14 protein-coding genes are annotated in these 17,198 nt (G+C 74.4%); 8 read left to right on the top strand and 6 right to left on the bottom strand.

What is annotated here, in order from left to right; genetic code table 11:
* Positions 1-3: 3 nt before the first annotated feature.
* The gene (locus tag AB0M29_RS10330) at positions 4-1,719 is read right to left on the bottom strand and encodes an ATP-binding cassette domain-containing protein (RefSeq protein ID WP_365381669.1); all 1,716 of its coding nucleotides are present in this window, start codon (positions 1,717-1,719) and stop codon (positions 4-6) included.
* Positions 1,720-1,776: 57 nt separating this feature from the next.
* Here AB0M29_RS10330 and AB0M29_RS10335 point away from each other — a divergent pair, with 57 nt between their 5' ends.
* Entirely contained in the window at positions 1,777-2,511 is a 735-nt protein-coding gene (locus AB0M29_RS10335) for a peptidyl-tRNA hydrolase (protein ID WP_365381671.1), read from the top strand.
* Between the two features lie 70 nt (positions 2,512-2,581).
* Entirely contained in the window at positions 2,582-3,328 is a 747-nt protein-coding gene (locus tag AB0M29_RS10340; protein ID WP_365381673.1) for a TIGR04222 domain-containing membrane protein, read from the top strand.
* 3 nt (positions 3,329-3,331) lie between these two features.
* Here the strand turns inward: AB0M29_RS10340 and hemQ are convergent, their stop codons facing one another.
* Together hemQ and hemG are read right to left on the bottom strand one after the other, a co-directional pair.
* A complete protein-coding gene (gene hemQ, locus AB0M29_RS10345) occupies positions 3,332-4,090 on the bottom strand; it encodes a hydrogen peroxide-dependent heme synthase (RefSeq protein WP_365381675.1) in 759 nt (252 codons plus the stop codon).
* Between the two features lie 4 nt (positions 4,091-4,094).
* Entirely contained in the window at positions 4,095-5,549 is a 1,455-nt protein-coding gene (gene hemG / locus AB0M29_RS10350; RefSeq protein WP_365381676.1) for a protoporphyrinogen oxidase, read from the bottom strand.
* A 148-nt stretch (positions 5,550-5,697) separates the two neighbouring features.
* Here hemG and AB0M29_RS10355 point away from each other — a divergent pair, with 148 nt between their 5' ends.
* Positions 5,698-6,843, top strand: a complete 1,146-nt coding sequence (locus AB0M29_RS10355; RefSeq protein WP_365381678.1) for a DUF4349 domain-containing protein — start codon at positions 5,698-5,700, stop codon at positions 6,841-6,843.
* Between the two features lie 17 nt (positions 6,844-6,860).
* Here AB0M29_RS10355 and hemE read toward each other — a convergent pair whose 3' ends face one another.
* Positions 6,861-7,907 carry a uroporphyrinogen decarboxylase gene (hemE, locus tag AB0M29_RS10360; protein WP_365381679.1) on the bottom strand — a complete coding sequence of 349 codons (1,047 nt, stop codon included), beginning with the start codon at positions 7,905-7,907 and terminating at the stop codon, positions 6,861-6,863.
* Positions 7,908-8,094: 187 nt separating this feature from the next.
* Between hemE and AB0M29_RS10365 the strand changes: the two genes are divergently transcribed.
* The 5 genes from AB0M29_RS10365 (at position 8,095) to AB0M29_RS10385 (ending at position 14,546) form a co-directional block, all read left to right on the top strand.
* Positions 8,095-8,751 carry a DUF3000 domain-containing protein gene (locus AB0M29_RS10365; protein WP_365381681.1) on the top strand — a complete coding sequence of 219 codons (657 nt, stop codon included), beginning with the start codon at positions 8,095-8,097 and terminating at the stop codon, positions 8,749-8,751.
* Between the two features lie 244 nt (positions 8,752-8,995).
* Positions 8,996-9,661, top strand: coding sequence for a response regulator transcription factor (locus AB0M29_RS10370; protein WP_365381683.1), 666 nt, complete (start codon positions 8,996-8,998; stop codon positions 9,659-9,661).
* Positions 9,662-9,774: 113 nt separating this feature from the next.
* Complete coding sequence (locus AB0M29_RS10375; RefSeq protein WP_365381684.1) at positions 9,775-11,031, top strand: ribonuclease D; 1,257 nt, start codon at positions 9,775-9,777, stop codon at positions 11,029-11,031.
* 171 nt (positions 11,032-11,202) lie between these two features.
* Positions 11,203-12,423 (top strand): acetyl-CoA C-acyltransferase, encoded by a 1,221-nt coding sequence (locus AB0M29_RS10380; protein ID WP_365381686.1) that lies wholly within the window; start codon positions 11,203-11,205, stop codon positions 12,421-12,423.
* Entirely contained in the window at positions 12,420-14,546 is a 2,127-nt protein-coding gene (locus tag AB0M29_RS10385; RefSeq protein WP_365381688.1) for a 3-hydroxyacyl-CoA dehydrogenase NAD-binding domain-containing protein, read from the top strand. Before AB0M29_RS10380 ends, AB0M29_RS10385 begins: the two co-directional genes overlap by 4 nt.
* Before the next feature lie 110 nt (positions 14,547-14,656).
* On the opposite strand, the gene AB0M29_RS10390 is transcribed toward AB0M29_RS10385, so the two are convergent.
* Together AB0M29_RS10390 and AB0M29_RS10395 are read right to left on the bottom strand one after the other, a co-directional pair.
* Positions 14,657-15,661 (bottom strand): SPFH domain-containing protein, encoded by a 1,005-nt coding sequence (locus AB0M29_RS10390; RefSeq protein WP_365381690.1) that lies wholly within the window; start codon positions 15,659-15,661, stop codon positions 14,657-14,659.
* Positions 15,658-17,130: a peptidoglycan-binding protein gene (locus AB0M29_RS10395; protein ID WP_365381692.1), complete on the bottom strand. Its 1,473-nt coding sequence runs from the start codon at positions 17,128-17,130 to the stop codon at positions 15,658-15,660. The genes AB0M29_RS10390 and AB0M29_RS10395 overlap by 4 nt, the downstream gene beginning before the upstream one ends.
* Positions 17,131-17,198: the final 68 nt, after the last annotated feature.

Raw genomic sequence — 17,198 nt, forward strand, 5'->3', positions numbered from 1 at the left:
TCCCTAGAGCCGCGAGACGCTGCGGCAGGAGATCCACGCCGCGAGCGCGGCGGCGGGGGCGGCGACCGCCAGGGAGAGCAGCGGGTAGTGCACCGTGCCGGTCCGTGAGCCGGTCACCAGGCCGGTCACGGCGGCGTGGGCGGGCGATCCGGTGGCCACGAGTACGGCGCCCGCCGCGAGGGCGGTGGTGAGCAGCGACCAGCCGGTGCCGCGCATCAGCGGCGGATTGGTCAGCGCGCCGACGGCCGTGCCCACCAGCACCGACACGGCCGCCGCCAGCAGCCCGGCCAGCGCGGCGGCGCCGACCGGGACCGTGGTCCGCAGATCGTCCGAGTGCGGCCCGCTCACCGCCAGCACCACCGCCGTACCGGCCCCGCCCACCACCGCCGACATCCCCATCGCCGTCACCAGCGCCCCGAGCTGCGCCCGCCGGGCCCCCACCGCCGACGCCACACACGCCCGCGCCGCCGGGGGCTCGTTCGTCACGCACACCCGCACCATCCACGCCGCCACCGGCACCAACAGCGCCGACGCGTACCCCAGCGACCCCAGCAGCGGCTGCCCACCGGACACCCCGATCGCCATCACGGCCCCGTAGAACAGCAGCGGCCCCAACCAGCGGTGCGACCGCAGCAGCAGGTCCGCCTCGTAGCGCAGCAGCGCCAGGGGCACGCGGGGGTTGCGGGGGCCGCGGGCGGGCGCCTCCGGCAGCCCGTGGGGGTCAGGACGGCCGCCCGGCTCGGCGGGCGCCACGACGGACGCGACCGGCACGCGCGGACCGGACACGTCGGCCGCGGTCTCGGTCCGCGATCCGACGGGTCGGGTCGGTGCCGGTGAGCCGGGCACGGGGTGGAGTGCGGTGATGTGCCAGGGCGGGTCCGCGGCCAGGAGCGTCCGCAGGGCCGCGTCGGATTCGGGGCCCGGGACCGTGAGGCGGACCGCGCCCGAGGGGAGCCGGGTGAAGGGGTGCGGCACGGGCGGCCGACCGGCCGGACCTGGCGGCGCGGCCTCGATCACGACGGCCGTGGACACGGAAGGCAGCACCGCCGGAGCCCCGGCCACGGCCGGCCTTGGCACGGGCGAGCCCGGCGACAAGGCCTCGGTCCCGCCGGAGGCGGTGACGCGGTGGATCGCGGTCGGCTCGCCCGCCAGGCGGCCGGGGTCGTGGTCGACGAAGACGACCGTGCCGCCCGCGGCGACCCGCGTGCGGACGGCGTCGTCGAGGGTCGTGCGGGCGGCCTGGTCGAGGCCGGTCCAGGCCTCGTCGAGGACGAGGAGTTCCGGGTCGGCCAGGAGCGCCTGGGCCACGGCGACCTTCTGGCAGGTGCCCTTGGAGAGTTCGTCCAGCGGGGTGTCCGCGTAGCCGGAGATCGCGAAGCGCTCCAGCCAGTGCCGTGCCCGCTCGCGCGCCCGGGGCACCGGCAGTCCGCGGACGGCCCCGAGGTGGGTCAGATAGCGCAGCACCGGGAACGGCAGCGCGGCCGGGAACCGCTCGGGGACGTACGCGGTCGCCGTCGCGGGGCGCCCGCGGACCTCGCCGGCGGTGGGCGGGTCGACGCCCGCGACGATCCGCAGCAGCGTCGACTTGCCGGTGCCGTTCGCGCCCTCGATCCGCACCAGGGCGCCCGGCGGCAGGTCGAGGGTGAGGTCGCGCAGCACCCAGGGGCCGCGGACACCGTAGCGACGGCCCACCCCGTCCAACCGCGTGATCTCCCGCACCCGCCCATCCTGGCCCACGCTCGCCGGGCGGCCAACAGCCGGTGGCAGACTGGGGCGGTGACCAGCCCGAGTGACCAGCCCGCCGACAGCCCCTTCCGCCACGAGTCCGTCGATCGCGACGCCGCGCCGCAGTACGTCCTGCCGCTCGTGGTCCGTATCGAGCGCGACGCGCCGCCCGCCCGTACCGACGCCCTGGAGACCGCCGCCCGGGCCGTGCTGACGCTGCTGTCGGACGAGCGGGCGACGGCGGAGGACGGCGAGTGGACGCGGGCCGTGACGGACTGGCAGGACGCCAGGATCCGCAAGGTCGTACGGCGGGCCCGCCGCGCCGAGTGGCGGCGCGCGGAGGCGCTGCCCGGCATCACCGTCACCGGCGCCGCCGCCGAGGTGCGTGTCTTTCCGCCCGTACCGCTGGACGGCTGGCCCAAGGACCTGGCCCGGCTCCAGGTGTCCGGCACCGAACTCGACGACCCCGAGCCGCCGCCCGCCGCCGACCCCGCGCACCCGGTGCTGTGGATGAACCCCGGCATCACGATGTCCGCGGGCAAGGCCATGGCCCAGGCCGGGCACGGCGCCCAACTCGCCTGGTGGGAGCTGTCCGACGCCGAACGGGCCGCCTGGCGTGCGGCCGGTTTTCCGCTCGCCGTCCGCACTCCCGCCCCGGCCGACTGGTCCGCCCTGACCGCCACCCCGCTCCCCGTCGTCCGCGACGCGGGCTTCACCGAGATCGCCCCGGGCTCCCCCACCGTCATCGCCGACCACCCCGCCCTCCACCGCACCGCACCCCGCTAGGGCCTGTCCGCATCGCGGAAGTATCCGCAGCTCAGGGCGCATTGTCGGTGCGGGAGAGTACAAATCAGGTATGTGGATCGTGCTGCTTCTCGTCGCGTGCGGGGCGGCCGTGGTCTCCAGCGCACGCCTGTGCCTGGCCGCGGTCGCGGCGGCCGCGCTGCCCGAGGGCGGCTCCGGCGCGGCGCCGGACGGCGGGCTGGGGCTGTACGAGACGGCGTTCCTGGCGGGCGGGCCGCGCCGGGTGACCGACACCGCGCTGGTCTCGCTGGCCGGTGAGCGGCGGGTGCTGCTGGCGCACACCGGCTGGGTGACCGTGGTGGACCCGCAGGGGCGTGACGAACTGGAGCGGTCGCTGATAGCGGCGACCGGGCCGGACGGGCAGGCCCCGGTCGCCGCGGTGCGGGTCGCGCTGGCCGCGGACGGGCCGGTCCACGCCCTCGGCGACCGGCTGGCGGACGCGGGCCTGGCCGTCCCGGCGGACACCCGCGCCCGGGTGGCCGAGGGCATCCGCCAGGTGCGCGCCGCGACCGGGCTGATAGTCCTGGCCGCGGCCGCCGGCTTCGGCCTGGGCGCCTCGGCCCGCACCCCGACCGGCGCACCGCTGGTGCTCTGGTTCGCCCTGCCGCTGATCCTGACCAGCGGCTGCTGGCTCATCGCCAGGATCGAGGTCCGCCCTTACACCCGCTGGGCGACCCCCAGCGGCCAGCAGGCCCTGCGCACCGTCCTCGCCGACACCCGCCCGCCCCCGCTCCTGGCCGTCGCCGCCCGCGGCCCGGCGGCCCTGAAGGACCCGGCCCTCCGGGCAGCGCTGGCCTGAGGGTTACGCGAGTCCGGCGATCAGTTCGGAGACCGTGCGGCGGCGGCCGGTGTAGAAGGGGACCTCTTCGCGGACGTGCATGCGGGCCTCGGAGGCGCGCAGGTGGCGCATGAGGTCCACGATGCGGTGCAGGTCGTCCGCCTCGAAGGCGAGGATCCACTCGTAGTCGCCGAGGGAGAAGGAGGCGACGGTGTTGGCGCGGACATCGGGGTAGCCGCGGGCCATCTTGCCGTGGTCGGCGAGCATCCGGCGGCGGTCCTCGTCCGGCAGCAGGTACCAGTCGTAGGAGCGGACGAAGGGGTAGACGCTCACCCAGTCGCGCGGGTTCTCGTCGGCGAGGAAGGCCGGGACGTGGGACTTGTTGAACTCGGCGGGGCGGTGCAGCGCCATGTTGGACCACACCGGCTCCAGCGCGCGGCCCAGCCGGGTGCGGCGGAAGAGGTTGTAGGCGCCCTGCAGCTCGTCGGCGGTCTCGGCGTGCCACCAGATCATCAGGTCGGCGTCGGCGCGCAGCCCGGAGACGTCGTAGGTGCCGCGGATCGTGATGTCCTTCGCGGCGAGCTGCGCGAACAGCTCGTCGACCTCGTCCGCGTAGCCGGTGCGGTCGTCCGGCAGCACGTCACGCAGCCGGAAGACCGACCAGAGCGTGTAGCGGATGACCTCGTTGAGGTCCTTGGCCTTCTTGCCCGCGTTCGCGGCTCGGGCGGCGAGGGCGGAGGCGGCTTCGGCGGTGGCGTCGTGGGCGGCAGTCGAGTCGGTCATGCGGCTATTCTCCCGCGCCGTCCGCCGTGCCCGGCACCAGGGGGGCCAGCACCTCGCGCGCCGCGCGGTGGCCGCTGCCGACGCAGGCCGGGATGCCCACCCCGTCGTAGACGGCGCCGCACACCGCCAGTCCCGGCAGCTTGCCGACCTGCTCGCGGATCCGGGCGACCCGCCCCAGGTGTCCCACCGGGTACTGCGGCAGTCCGGCGTCCCAGCGGGTGACCCGGGCCGCGACCGGTGCCGCCCGCAGGCCGACGGCCTCGCCGAGGTCCTCCCGGGACAGCCGTACGAGATCGGTGTCGTCCCAGGCCAGGTCCGCTTCGTCGCCGTAGCGGCCGACCGAGGTGCGCAGTACGAAGGTGTCGCCGCCCGCCTCGTCCAGCCAGCCCCACTTGCGGCTGGAGAAGGTGGACGCCTTGATGGTCCTGCCGTCGACCGGGGGGACCAGGAAGCCGCTGCTGTGCGGGAGTTGCAGCAGGTCGCGGCGGCGGAAGGCCATGGTGACCAGGGCCATGCTCGCGTACTCGACCGTGCCGAGCTCGGCCGCGGCGGCGGGCGACTCGGCGGCCAGCAGCCGGGCGGCGGCGGGCGCGGGGGCGGCGAGCACCACCGCGTCGGCGTCCAGTGCCCGGTCGGCGAGGCCGATCTGCCAGCCGCCCGGGGTGCGGCGCAGTTCGCGGACGGCGGCGCCGGTCTCCAGGGTGACGCCCGCGGCCTCGCAGGCGGCGGCGACGGCGAGCGGCAGCTGTCCGACGCCGCCGCGGATGCCGTTGAAGACCGGTCCGGCGCCGGGGCCGCCGTCCCGCGCGGCGGTGGCGGCGCGCTGCTGGACGGCGCGGGCGGCCTCGATGAGGGAGCGGCCCTCGCGGACGGCGGCGAAGAGCTGGGGGACGGCGGCGCGCAGCGAGATCTCGTAGGCGTTGCCCGCGTAGACGCCGCCGAGCAGCGGTTCGACGAGCCGGTCGACCACCTCGTGGCCGAGCCGGGCGGCGACGAAGGCGCCGACCGCCACGTCGTCGCCGACCTCGGTGCGGGGCAGCACATGGTCGAGCGGCAGCCGGGCGAGCCCGGCGGCGGACAGCACTCCGGAGGCAGCGAGCGGCCCGAGGTCGCCGGGTACGCCCATCACATGGCCCTTGGGCATCGGCCGCAGCCTGCCGCGGGTCCACAGGGTGGCGCCGAGCACGGCGGGCGGCTCCAGGGCGTCGCCGAGGCCGACCTCGCGGGCCAGGGCGACCGCCTCGGGGCGGCGGGCGAGGATCGACTCGGCGCCGAGGTCGACCGGCACTCCGGCGATCTCGTCCGCGTACAGCTTGCCGCCGAGGCGCTCGGACGCTTCCAGGAGCGTGACGCGTACGCCCGCACCGGCCAGTTTGTGGGCGGCGGCGAGTCCGGAGATCCCGCCGCCGATGACGACCACGTGCGCCGGGGTGTGCGTGCCGCTGTGCGTCTGGCTCATGCCTCCACTGTCTCAGACTCCGGAACGAGCCCTGAACGTGATCCCACCGCGACCACCGGAGCGAAACCCTCCCCCCTCCGGGCACGTCAAAGTCGTACCGAAGGTCATTCGACAGGCCGCCCAACGGCCTTGATCCCGGGGGGATTTCATGACCCACCTCACACAGCCGACGCCGCGCGCCGCGCGGCCCGACCCGTCCCCGCACGCGAGACCCGGGCGCCGCACCCGGGTACGGCGGCGTCCGGCCGCCGCCGCGGGCGCGCTGCTCCTCGCGGCCCTCGTCGCCCTGGCCGGGTGCGGCGGGTCCGGCGACTCGTCCGCCGACAAGGCGTCCGCCCCGCAGGCGCGCGCCCAGGGCAGCGGGCAGGGCGACGGCGCCGCCAGGAACCAGGTGGCGGGAGGCTCCGGCGGCCCGGCCTCACCCGGCGACAAGGCGGCGGCCGCGAAGACCCCGTCCCTCGCGCCCACGTATCTGGTCCGTACCGCGACCCTGACGGTGCGCACCCCGCATGTCGCCGCGGCCCTCACCAGCGCCCGCGATCTGGCCACCGGCCTGGGCGGCTACGCGGGCGACGAGTCCACCTCGGTCGACTCCGGCGGCCACGAGCGGTCCACGATCCAGCTCCGTGTGCCGCCCGCGTCGTACGACAAGCTGCTCAATGATCTGGCGGCGCTGGGCACGCTGCTGGACCGCAAGGTCACCGTGGAGGACGTCACCAGCCAGGTGGTCGACGTCCAGAGCCGTATCAAGTCGCAGCAGGCGAGCGTGGCGCGGGTGCGGGCGCTGATGGACCGGGCGGGGTCGCTCAGCGACGTGGCGTCGCTGGAGAGCGAGCTGACCACCCGCGAGTCGGCGCTGGAAGCACTGGAGGCGCAGCAGGCGTCGCTCAAGGAGCAGTCGGGCCTCGCCACGGTGACGCTGCAGCTCATCGAGCCGCCGGTGAAGGCCGCGCCCCCGAAACCGAAGCCGAAGCCGAAGCACGACGGCTTCTGGACGGTCGTCGGCCACGCCCTGCGCGACGGCTGGCACGCCTTCACCCTGACGGTGCGGGCGGTACTGGTGGCGGTCTCGGCGACCCTGCCGTTCCTGGTCGCGGCCGCGGCCCTGGTCGTCGGCTACCGCCTGACCCCCTACCACCGCCGCCGCACCCCGCCCCCGTCCATCCGTCCCCCGGCCCCCCGCACCCCGCCCCGCGTCCCGGCGTTCCCGGGAGCGCCGGAACAGCGCGCCGGGGACGGCCCGGCCGACGAGGACGGGCCACAGCCCGTATCGGAAGGTGAGCCGCGCGGCTAGCGCGGGTCAGGCGGCGCTCAGACCGCCGTCTCCCGGTGGACGAAGTCGACGAGGCGGGTCAGGGTGTCCGGGTCGGTGCTGGGCATCACGCCGTGGCCGAGGTTGAAGATGTGGCCGGTGTCCGCGGCCTTGGCCGCGCTGAGCACCTCGCGGGTCTTCGCCTCGACGGCCGACGTCGGGGCGAAGAGCACCGTCGGGTCGAGATTGCCCTGCAGCGCCTTGCCGGGGCCGACCCGGCGGGCGGCCTCGTCGAGCGGCACCCGCCAGTCCACGCCGACGACGTCCGCGCCCGCCTCGCCCATCAGGCCGAGGAGTTCGCCGGTGCCCACGCCAAAGTGGATCCGCGGCACGCCGTAACCGGCGACGGCGTCGAACACCTTGGCCGAGGCGGGCATCACGTAGCGCCGGTAGTCGGCGGGCGCGAGCGCGCCGGCCCAGGAGTCGAAGAGCTGGACGGCGCTGGCGCCCGCCTCGATCTGCACCTTCAGGAAGGCGCCGGTGATGGCGGCGAGGCGGTCGACGAGGTCGGCCCACAACTCGGGCTCGCCGTACATCATCGCCTTGGTGCGCTCGTACGTCCGCGAGGGCCCGCCCTCGATGAGGTAGCTGGCCAGGGTGAAGGGCGCCCCGGCGAAGCCGATCAGCGGGGTCTCGCCGAGCTCGGCGGTGAGCATGCCGATGGCCTCGGTGACGTAGTGGACGTCGTCCGGCTCCAGGTCGCGCAGCCGGGCCAGGTCGGCGCGGCTGCGGATCGGGTCGGCGACGACCGGGCCGACGCCCGGCTTGATGTCGAGGTCGAGGCCGATCGCCTTGAGCGGCACCACGATGTCGCTGTAGTAGATGGCCGCGTCCACCCGGTGGCGGCGCACCGGCTGCAGCGTGATCTCGGTGACCAGATCGGGCCGCGTGCAGGAGTCGAGCATCGCGATGCCCTCGCGCACCTTCAGATACTCGGGCAGCGAACGCCCGGCCTGCCGCATGAACCACACCGGGGTGTGCGGCACGGACTCACGCCTGCAGGCGCGGATGAACGGGGAAGCAGCGGTCTGCTGGTGCGCACTCACGCCCCAAATCTTCGCACGCCGCCATCACGTGCCCCGAAGGGGCGCGGGGAACTGCGCGACCAGCCGTCCACCGGCGGGTGGTCCCGGAGAGGACCGGGGGCGGCAGCCCCGGGGGAAGGGGCACCCGGAGGCGGCAATAGGGTGTTGTTCCGGGTCCTGGGCGCCCCGGCGCCATAGTCTTCCGGGCATGGCAGCGGCTCACGGACAGCTCGGCGAGGACAGCGGTTCCTTCGACAGCGCAAGTCCACTCCCTTTCCGGCACGCGGTGGAAGGCCTACGGGCCGCCCGGGTACGGCCCGAGGTCCGGATCGACGAGACGGCCGCGCCCAAGAGGCTCGCGAGTTACGCGTACGCGCTGGAGGCCACGGTGGTCTCGGACGGCGAGGAGCTGGCCGACGGGCGGCTGGTGCTGCTGCACGAACCGGACGGCCACGACGCGTGGCACGGCACTTTCCGGCTGGTCACACTGGTGCGCGCGGAGCTGGAGCAGGAGATCGCGGCGGACCCGCTGCTGCCCGAGGTGAGCTGGTCGTGGCTGACCGGCGCGCTGGCGGCCCGCGGCGCCGGGTACACCGAGCCCAGCGGTACGGTCTCGCGCGCCTCGTCGCACTACTTCGGCGGCCTGGCGGAGCGGGTGGACGACACGCAGATCGAGGTGCGCGCCTCGTGGACGCCGCAGGAGCGGACCGGCGGCGTGCCGGACGCGTCGGCGCATCTGGCGGCCTGGTGCGACCTGTTGTGCGCGTGCGCGGGGCTGCCCCCGGTCGATCCGACGCTGGACGGTCCCGAGCCGCTGGTACGGGGTGCCAGCGGCGTGGTGCCGATGCCCAAGCGCCGCACCTGACCTGTCGTCAACCACCCTCCGGACGCCCGGGAACCGCCTTCCGCGGGCACCGGGCCGTACCGTGCCGCCGCCACTCCCCCGGCGCGGCCGCGTACATCAGTGCCCCGTTCTGACCCGCGTTCGAGCGGCCGTCCGATTTGCCGGAAATGGTGCTCAATAAATCGTGATCTTTCCCTAAAGGCCGGAGCAATTGCTGCCGAAGGAGACTGTGACCGTTTCAGTCCCCTTTGCCACAGGAGGCCCGGTGTCCGTTCTTCTCGAGCAGCCCACGAGCCTGGTCGCCTACCGTCCCAGCAAGCCGACGGCCATGGTTGTCGTAGCCGACCCCCGCGTCCGCTCCACTGTCACCCGACACCTGTGGGCTCTCGGGGTTCGCGATGTGATCGAGGCCTCGTCGATCGCCGAGGCCCGTCCCCGGGTCGGTAATCCCCGCGACATCTGCGTCGCCGACGTCCACCTGCCCGACGGCTCCGGCCTCACCCTGCTCGCCGAGACCCGCGCGGCGGGCTGGCCCAACGGCCTGGCGCTCTCCGCCGCCGACGACATCGGCGCGGTGCGCAACGCCCTGGCCGGCGGGGTGAAGGGCTATGTCGTCACCGGCACCCGCAACAGCCCCGGCGGCCTGGCCGCCCGTCCGGGCCTGGCGCCGCTGGGCGCCACCGCGGCCCGTATGCAGCGCCGTCCGCCGGGCGCCCCGGGCCACCCGAGCGGTTACCGGGAGCTGTCCGGCCGCGAGGTGGAGGTGCTGCGGCTGGTCGCGGAGGGCCAGTCGAACAAGGCGATCGGCGTCTCGATGGGGCTGTCGGCGCTGACCGTGAAGAGCCACCTCGCGCGGATCGCGCGCAAGCTCGGCACCGGCGACCGGGCCGGGATGGTCGCCGTGGCGCTGCGCACCGGCATCATCCACTGATCCACACCGAACATCGGCGCCCGTCGGCGGAACGTTCCGCCGACGGGCGTCCGCGTCACCGGCTGTCCCCGTGGATCTCCGCGGGAGCGCCGCCGCCCGGCTACCCTTGACAGGTGACCGACGCCAGAGAGACCGCAACCCAAACTGCCCCGGCGCCGGTCCCGCTGCTGGAACCGCGCGAGGGCATCCCGCCGGTGACCGCCAGCCCGGAGGCTCTCGCTGAAGTCGTCGCGGCCTTCGCCGCGGGTTCGGGTCCGGTCGCCGTCGACGCCGAGCGGGCCTCCGGCTACCGCTACGGGCAGCGGGCCTATCTGGTCCAGCTGCGCCGCGCCGGAGCAGGGACCGCGCTGATCGACCCCACCGGATGTCCTGACCTGTCCGCGCTGGGCGAGGCGCTGTCGGACACGGAGTGGGTGCTGCACGCCGCCACCCAGGACCTGCCGTGCCTGGACGAGCTGGGGATGCGGCCCACCTCGCTGTTCGACACCGAACTCGCCGGGCGGCTGGCCGGGTTCGCCCGGGTCGGCCTCGGCGCCATGGTGGAGCACGTCCTCGGCTACGCGCTGGAGAAGGGCCACTCCGCGGTCGACTGGTCCACCCGCCCGCTGCCCGACCCCTGGCTGCGGTACGCCGCGCTCGACGTGGAACTGCTGGTCGACCTGCGCGACGCGCTGGAGGAGGAGCTGCGCACCCAGGGCAAGCTGGAGTGGGCGCTGCAGGAGTTCGCCGCGATCGCCGCGGCCCCGCCGCCCGCGCCCCGGGTCGACCCGTGGCGCCGCACCTCAGGGATGCACAAGGTACGGCGGCGGCGGCAGATCGGCGTGGTGCGCGAGCTGTGGCTGACCCGCGACCGCACCGCCCGGGAGCGGGACGTCTCGCCGGGCCGGGTGCTCAGTGACGCCGCGATCGTGAACGCGGCGCTGGAGGGCCCGCCCAATGTGCACGCGCTCGCCGCGCTGCCCGGCTTCGGGCACCGGATGGGCCGCCGCCAGCTCGACCAGTGGCAGGCCGCCATCGACCGGGCCCGCGCGCTGCCCGAGCGGGAGCTGCCGCAGCCCGCCGCGGCGTACACCGGCCCCCCGCCGCCGCGCGCCTGGGCGGACAAGGACCCGGCCGCGCACGCCCGGCTGTCCGCGGCGCGCGCCTCGGTCACGGCGCTGGCCGAGGAGCTGAACCTCCCCCAGGAGAACCTGATCACCCCGGACACCGTCCGGCGGCTGTGCTGGTCCCCGCCGGCCGACGGCTCCCCCGAATCGGTGGCCGCCGCCCTGGCCGCGATGGGTGCCAGGCCCTGGCAGATCGGGCTGACCACCCCGCTGCTGACGGTCGCCCTGAGGGCCCGCCCCGCCGAGACCGGCCCCACTGAGTAACCGCGGGTAACCCGGGCAGGATGTGACGTGTGCCGCTTCGCGGGGAGAAGCTGTGCACACCAGTTACCGGCGAGTAGCATGTACGCGAAAGCCTCGACCCTTCGCAGGTCGTCCACCCGCACGTTCACCATCCCCCCGGGTCGCGAGTGAACGCAGAAAAAAGGGAGCATCGTGCCTCGTACCGCGAGGGACGTCGTCTTTGTCGACGGCGTCCGCACCCCGTTCGGCAAAGCGGGCCCGAAGGGCATCTACCACGAGACCCGGGCCGACGATCTGGTCATCAAGTGCATCCGGGAGCTGCTGCGCCGCAACCCCGACCTCGACCCGGCGCGGATCGACGAGGTCGCGGTCGCCGCGACGACGCAGATCGGTGACCAGGGCCTGACCCTGGGCCGCACGGCGGGCATCCTCGCCGGACTGCCCACCACCGTGCCCGGCTTCTCCATCGACCGCATGTGCGCGGGCGCCATGACCGCCGTGACGACCACGGCCGGCGGCATCGCGTTCGGCGCGTACGACGTGGTGGTCGCGGGCGGCGTCGAGCACATGGGCCGCCACCCGATGGGCGAGGGCGTCGACCCCAACCCGCGGTTCGTCTCCGAGAAGCTGGTCGACGAGTCCGCGATGTTCATGGGCATGACGGCGGAGAACCTGCACGACCGGTTCCCGAACCTCACCAAGCAGCGCGCCGACGAGTTCGCGGTCCGCAGCCAGGAGAAGGCCGCCAAGGCGTACGCCAACGGCCGTATCCAGCAGGACCTGGTGCCGATCGCGGTGCGCTGCACCAGCCCGGACGCCGGGGAGACCGGCTGGGGCCTGGCCACCACCGACGAGCCGATGCGCCCCGGCACCACGCTGGAGCAGCTCGCGGGCCTCAAGACCCCGTTCCGGCCGCACGGCCGGGTCACCGCGGGCAACGCGGCCGGGCTCAACGACGGCGCCACCGCCTCGCTGCTCGCCGCCGAGGACGTCGCCCGCGACCTGGAACTGCCGGTCAAGATGCGCCTGGTGTCGTACGCCTTCGCCGGTGTCGAGCCCGAGGTGATGGGCATCGGCCCGATCCCGGCCACCGAGAAGGCCCTCGCCAAGGCGGGCCTGACGATCAGTGACATCGGCCTGTTCGAGATCAACGAGGCGTTCGCCGTCCAGGTGCTCTCGCTGCTCGACCACTACGGCATCGCCGACGACGACCCGCGGGTCAACCAGTACGGCGGCGCCATCGCCTTCGGCCACCCGCTGGCCTCCTCCGGTGTGCGGCTGATGACGCAGCTGGCGCGGCAGTTCGAGGAGCAGCCGCACGTCCGCTACGGCATCACCAGCATGTGCGTCGGCTTCGGCATGGGCGGCACGGTCATCTGGGAGAACCCGCACTTCGATGGAGGCACCAAGTGACCAGCACCACCGAGCTGCTGAAGGGTGCGGCCGAGCTGTTCCCCGGCGAGGTCGTCACCCAGGCCCAGGTGCGCCACCTGGAGCTGCCGGGGGCCGGGCGCTTCGCGCTCATCACCCTGGACAACGGCCTGGACCACACCAAGCCGACCACCTTCGGCCCGCAGTCCCTCGCCAACGTCAACGCGGCGATCGACCAGGTCGAGAAGGAAGCCTCCGCGGGTGAGATCAGCGGCGTCGGCGTCACCGGCAAGCCGTTCATCTTCGCGGTCGGCGCCGACCTCAAGGGCGTGGAGCTGCTGACCCAGCACTCCGACGCGCTGGCCATCGGCAAGGGCGGCCACGACGTCTTCAAGCGGCTGTCCACCCTGGCGGTGCCGACCTTCGCGTACTACAACGGCGCGGCCATGGGCGGCGGTGTCGAGATCGGCCTGCACTGCACCTACCGCACGGTGTCGGCGTCGCTGCCCGCGTTCTCGCTGCCCGAGGTCTTCCTCGGCCTGATCCCGGGCTGGGGCGGCTGCACCCTGCTGCCGAACCTGATCGGCGCGGACCGCGCGGTCACCGTGATCATCGAGAACTCGCTCAACCAGAACCGCCAGCTCAAGGGCGGCCAGGTCTACGAACTGGGCATCGCCGACGCGCTGTTCGAGGCCGCCGACTTCCTGGAGCAGTCGCTGGCCTGGACCGCGGCCGTCCTCAAGGGCGAGCTGGAGGTCGTCCGCCCGGAGATCGACCGCGGCGAGGCGTGGGACCAGGCGGTCGCCCGCGGCCGCTTCATCGCCGACAGCAAGGTGCACGGCGCGGCCCCGGCCGCCTACCGCGCGCTGGACATCATCGCGGCCGCCAGGAACGGCGACCTGCGACAGGGCTTCGACGCCGAGGACACCGCGCTCGCCGACCTGATCATGGGCGGCGAGGTGCGCAGCGGCATCTACGCCTTCAACCTGGTGCAGAAGCGCGGCAAGCGCCCGGCGGGCGCGCCGGACAAGGCGCTGGCCCGCCCGGTCAGCAAAGTCGGCGTGGTCGGCGCGGGCCTGATGGCCTCGCAGCTCGCGCTGCTCTTCGCCCGCCGCCTGGAGGTGCCGGTCGTGCTGACCGACATCGACCAGGAGCGCATCGACAAGGGCGTGGGCTACGTCCACGGCGAGATCGACAAGCTGCTCGCCAAGGGCCGGGTCGGCCAGGACAAGGCCAACCGTCTCAAGGCGCTGGTCTCCGGACACCTCGACAAGGCCACCGCCTTCGGCGACGCGGACTTCGTCATCGAGGCCGTCTTCGAGGAGATGGGCGTCAAGCAGCAGGTCTTCGCCGAGCTGGAGGCGGTGGTACGCCCGGACGCGATCCTGGCCACCAACACCTCCTCGCTGTCGGTCAGCGAGATGGCCTCGAAGCTGGAGCACCCCGAGCGGGTCGTCGGCTTCCACTTCTTCAACCCGGTCGCGGTGCTGCCGCTGCTGGAGATCGTCCGCGGCGAGGGCACCGACGACGCGTCGCTGGCCACCGCGTTCGGTGTGGCCAAGAAGCTGAAGAAGACCGCGGTGCTGGTGAAGGACGCCCCGGCGTTCGTCGTCAACCGCATCCTGACCCGCTTCATGGGCGAGATCCAGAACGTCATCGACGAGGGCACCCCGGTGGAGACCGCCGAGAAGGCCATCGAGCCGCTCGGCCTGCCGATGTCCCCGCTGGTGCTGCTGGAACTGGTCGGCCCGGCCATCGGTCTGCACGTCTCCGAGACGCTGCACCGCGCCTTCCCCGACCGCTTCACGGTCTCGGAGAATCTGGCCGCCGTCGTCAAGGCGGGCAAGCGCGGCTTCTACGTGTACGACTCCGGCAAGCCGGAGCTGGACCCGGAGGTCGCCGCGCTGCTCAAGCAGGGTGACTCGGTGCTCACCGAGGGCCAGGTGCGCGACCGCGTGCTGGACGCGGTGGCGCAGGAGATCGGCCTGATGCTGGACGAGGGCGTCGTCGCCGAGGCCCAGGACATCGACCTGTGCCTGATCACCGGTGCGGGCTGGCCCTTCCACCTGGGCGGCATCACGCCGTACCTGGACCGTGAGGGCGTCTCCCAGCGGGTGAACGGCAAGGCGTTCCTCGCCCCGGGCGTGGCGAGCGTCCCCGCGTAACGCGTCCGCGCACATACGTGCGTACGTAGGCAGCGCTTGAGGGCGCCGACCGGCTCGTGAGGAGCCCGGTCGGCGCCCTTGTGCGTGCCCGGCTGTACGTGTCCGGCCCGTCAGGGCTTGCTGGGCGCCGCCGTGCACAGCGCGACCGTCAGGTCCCGTACCAGCGAGGTGCGTTCGTAGTCGTCGAGCTGGGCGAGGCCGCGCTCGCTCAGTCCCCGTACGGTCTCGGCGACAGTGGCGAGCACGTCGTCGAGCACGGCTCTGCGGTGCCTTGCCTCCAGCGCGGCGATCCGGGTCCTGCTCATGGCGGCGGCGACCTCGGGCGCGTAGTCGATCCGCACCGGGCTGACGGAGAAGACCTCGACGCCGATGGCGCGCAGGTCGTTCGCGACGAGCCGGGTGAGGTACTCGGCGAGGCGTTCGTTGTCGCGCAGGGTGGGCGCGGCGCCGCGGAAGTCGTCGGCCGGGTGCCGGGAGACCGTGCGGGCCACCGCGGCCTCGACCTCCTCGCGCAGGAAGAGGTGGTGGTCGTCGACGCCGAAGGACGCCTTGGCGGTGTCCCGGACCCGCCACACCAGGAACACGCTGACCTGGAGCGGGGTGCCGTGGGCGTCGACGGCGTCGATCGGGCGGCTGCGCCAGTGCCGCAGCGACACGTCGATACGGCGCCGGGTCAGCAGCGGGCTGATCCACAGCAGCCCGGTGGTGCGGACGGTGCCGCGGTAGGCGCCGTGCCGGGTCAGCAGCCAGACGCTGCCGGGGCGGCCCCGGGTGATCCCGCCGACGGCGAAGGCGGCCACCGAGGCGGCCACCAGGGCCCCGCTCCACAGGGCCCGCCGGTCGGCACGGGCCCGGGGCAGCGGCAGCAGTCCATGGCCCGCCACCCGCGTGGGCAGCGCGCCGGCGCGCCACAGCAGCCAGCCCATGGCGGCGCCCGCGACGAGCGCGGTGAGCACGGCCGTCCAGCCGGGCAGGCACGGCCCGGGGCGTTCGGCGGGGGCCCCGGCGAGGGACGCCTCGACGGCGCCGTGTTCCGCCGGGCCGGGCCCGGCGGGCCCGGCCTGCTCGGGCAGGCCCGCGTCGGTGGCCGGGGATGCGCTCAGAGGTCTCGTCACGTGAACAGTCGTCTCCAGGTCTCGGGGCCCGGGTAGCCGTCCGCCTGGCGGCCTGACCACCCCTGGGCACGCTGGAATGCCTCCACATTGCGCCGGTCGGCCTCACCCCAGACCCCGCTGGGCCCCGTCCGGTAGTGCTTCCCGAACCCCTTCACCACCAGCCGCCGTCCCAACGCCAGCACCGCGTCCCCACCCCGCCCCGGCCGAAACACCCCGCCCCCGGGATACGGCGGCACCCCACCACCGAGGACCCGGTCGACCACCGGAGGATGCGCGTCGAGGGGCGCCGCGGGCGCCTTGGCAGGCGGCGGGGCAGCCGTCTCGGCCGCGGGCGCCTTGGCAGGCGGCTTGGAGGCCATCCCGGTCCCGCCCGCAGGCGCGTTGGCCGGAGGCTTCGCGGGCGGCTTGGCCGACGGCACCGCTGTCGTCCCTCCCGCGCCCGCAGGGACCTTCGCCGCGGTGACCGCGGAGGCGTGGGGTGGGGGGATGTCGTGGCCGTGATGGTGGATCAGGTAGGACCAGGTGGTGGGGCCCGGGATGCCGTCGGCGTCGGGGCCGGTCCAGCCTTGGGCGCGCTGGAAGGCGCGGGTCGCGTCGCGGTCGGCGGTGCCCCAGCGGGGGCCGGGGCCGACCTCGTAGTAGCCGCCGCCCCCGCGGCCGATGAGCATGGCGCCGAGCCGGGTGACGTGGGAGTTGCTGTGTCCCGGCCCGAAGGCCCCGCGGCCGGGGTAGGCGAGCCCGGCCGCGACCGGGGCGCCCGAGGCCGAACCACCGCCGGTCACCAGGTACTTGTACCGGTACGGGACGTACTTCGCGGAGTGCGTCCAGTACGGGTACGGCGTGGTCCGCACGCGGGCACCGGGCGGCGTCTGCTCGTAGCCGGTGTAGACGGTGTGGTCGTCGTCCACCCAGCCGCCGAAGACGACGGTGTGCGAACCGTGCCGCGGGTCGGCGGTGTTGTGGTACAGCAGGATGTCACCGGGCTGCAGCGCGTCCCGGGTGATCCGTACCCCGTAGGCGGCCAGATCACCGGTCCAGGCGCTGCTGCCGAGGCCCCAGGCCATGGAGACGAAGCCGGAGCAGTCCTGCCGGTACCCGTCCTTCCAGTACGCGGTCATGCTGTAGGGCACCCGGGCCGACATCCAGCTCTCGGCCCGGTCCAGGATCTGCGCGCGCGTCAGCCGCAGCGGGGCGGCCGCGGCGCGCGCCACGGCGGACGGCGCGCTCAGCGCGTCGCGCCCGGCGGCCGGTCCCGTCACAGCGCCGGGCACCGGCGCGGCGACGGCCGCGGTGGCGGCGCCGCCCAGCGCGGTGCCCGCGGCCGCGACGACCAGCATCGCGCGCGCCGTCGCCCCGGTGGCGGGACCCCCGCCGTCACGCGCCACGGAGTCGGCCAGGCGGCGCCGGGCACACTCCTCGCACCCGCAGGCGGGCAGCGGCTCGACGTCCTCGAACACCGGTGTGGACATGGCCATCACTCCTCCGTGATCGGATGCCACACACCCTCAGTACCCGATTTCGCCTGATTGTTGACGAA

Origin of the sequence: Streptomyces sp. NPDC051976 (assembly GCF_040680795.1) — a bacterium.
Lineage (GTDB): Bacteria > Actinomycetota > Actinomycetes > Streptomycetales > Streptomycetaceae > Actinacidiphila.

What these genes read in the sequence shown, in the direction of transcription:
- AB0M29_RS10340 (WP_365381673.1), top strand. Translation starts at nt 2,582, where the DNA reads ATGTGGATCGTGCTGCTTCTCGTCGCGTGCGGGGCGGCCGTGGTCTCC.
- hemQ (WP_365381675.1), bottom strand. Translation starts at nt 4,090, where the DNA reads ATGACCGACTCGACTGCCGCCCACGACGCCACCGCCGAAGCCGCCTCC.
- hemG (WP_365381676.1), bottom strand. Translation starts at nt 5,549, where the DNA reads ATGAGCCAGACGCACAGCGGCACGCACACCCCGGCGCACGTGGTCGTC.
- AB0M29_RS10355 (WP_365381678.1), top strand. Translation starts at nt 5,698, where the DNA reads ATGACCCACCTCACACAGCCGACGCCGCGCGCCGCGCGGCCCGACCCG.
- AB0M29_RS10365 (WP_365381681.1), top strand. Translation starts at nt 8,095, where the DNA reads ATGGCAGCGGCTCACGGACAGCTCGGCGAGGACAGCGGTTCCTTCGAC.
- AB0M29_RS10395 (WP_365381692.1), bottom strand. Translation starts at nt 17,130, where the DNA reads ATGTCCACACCGGTGTTCGAGGACGTCGAGCCGCTGCCCGCCTGCGGG.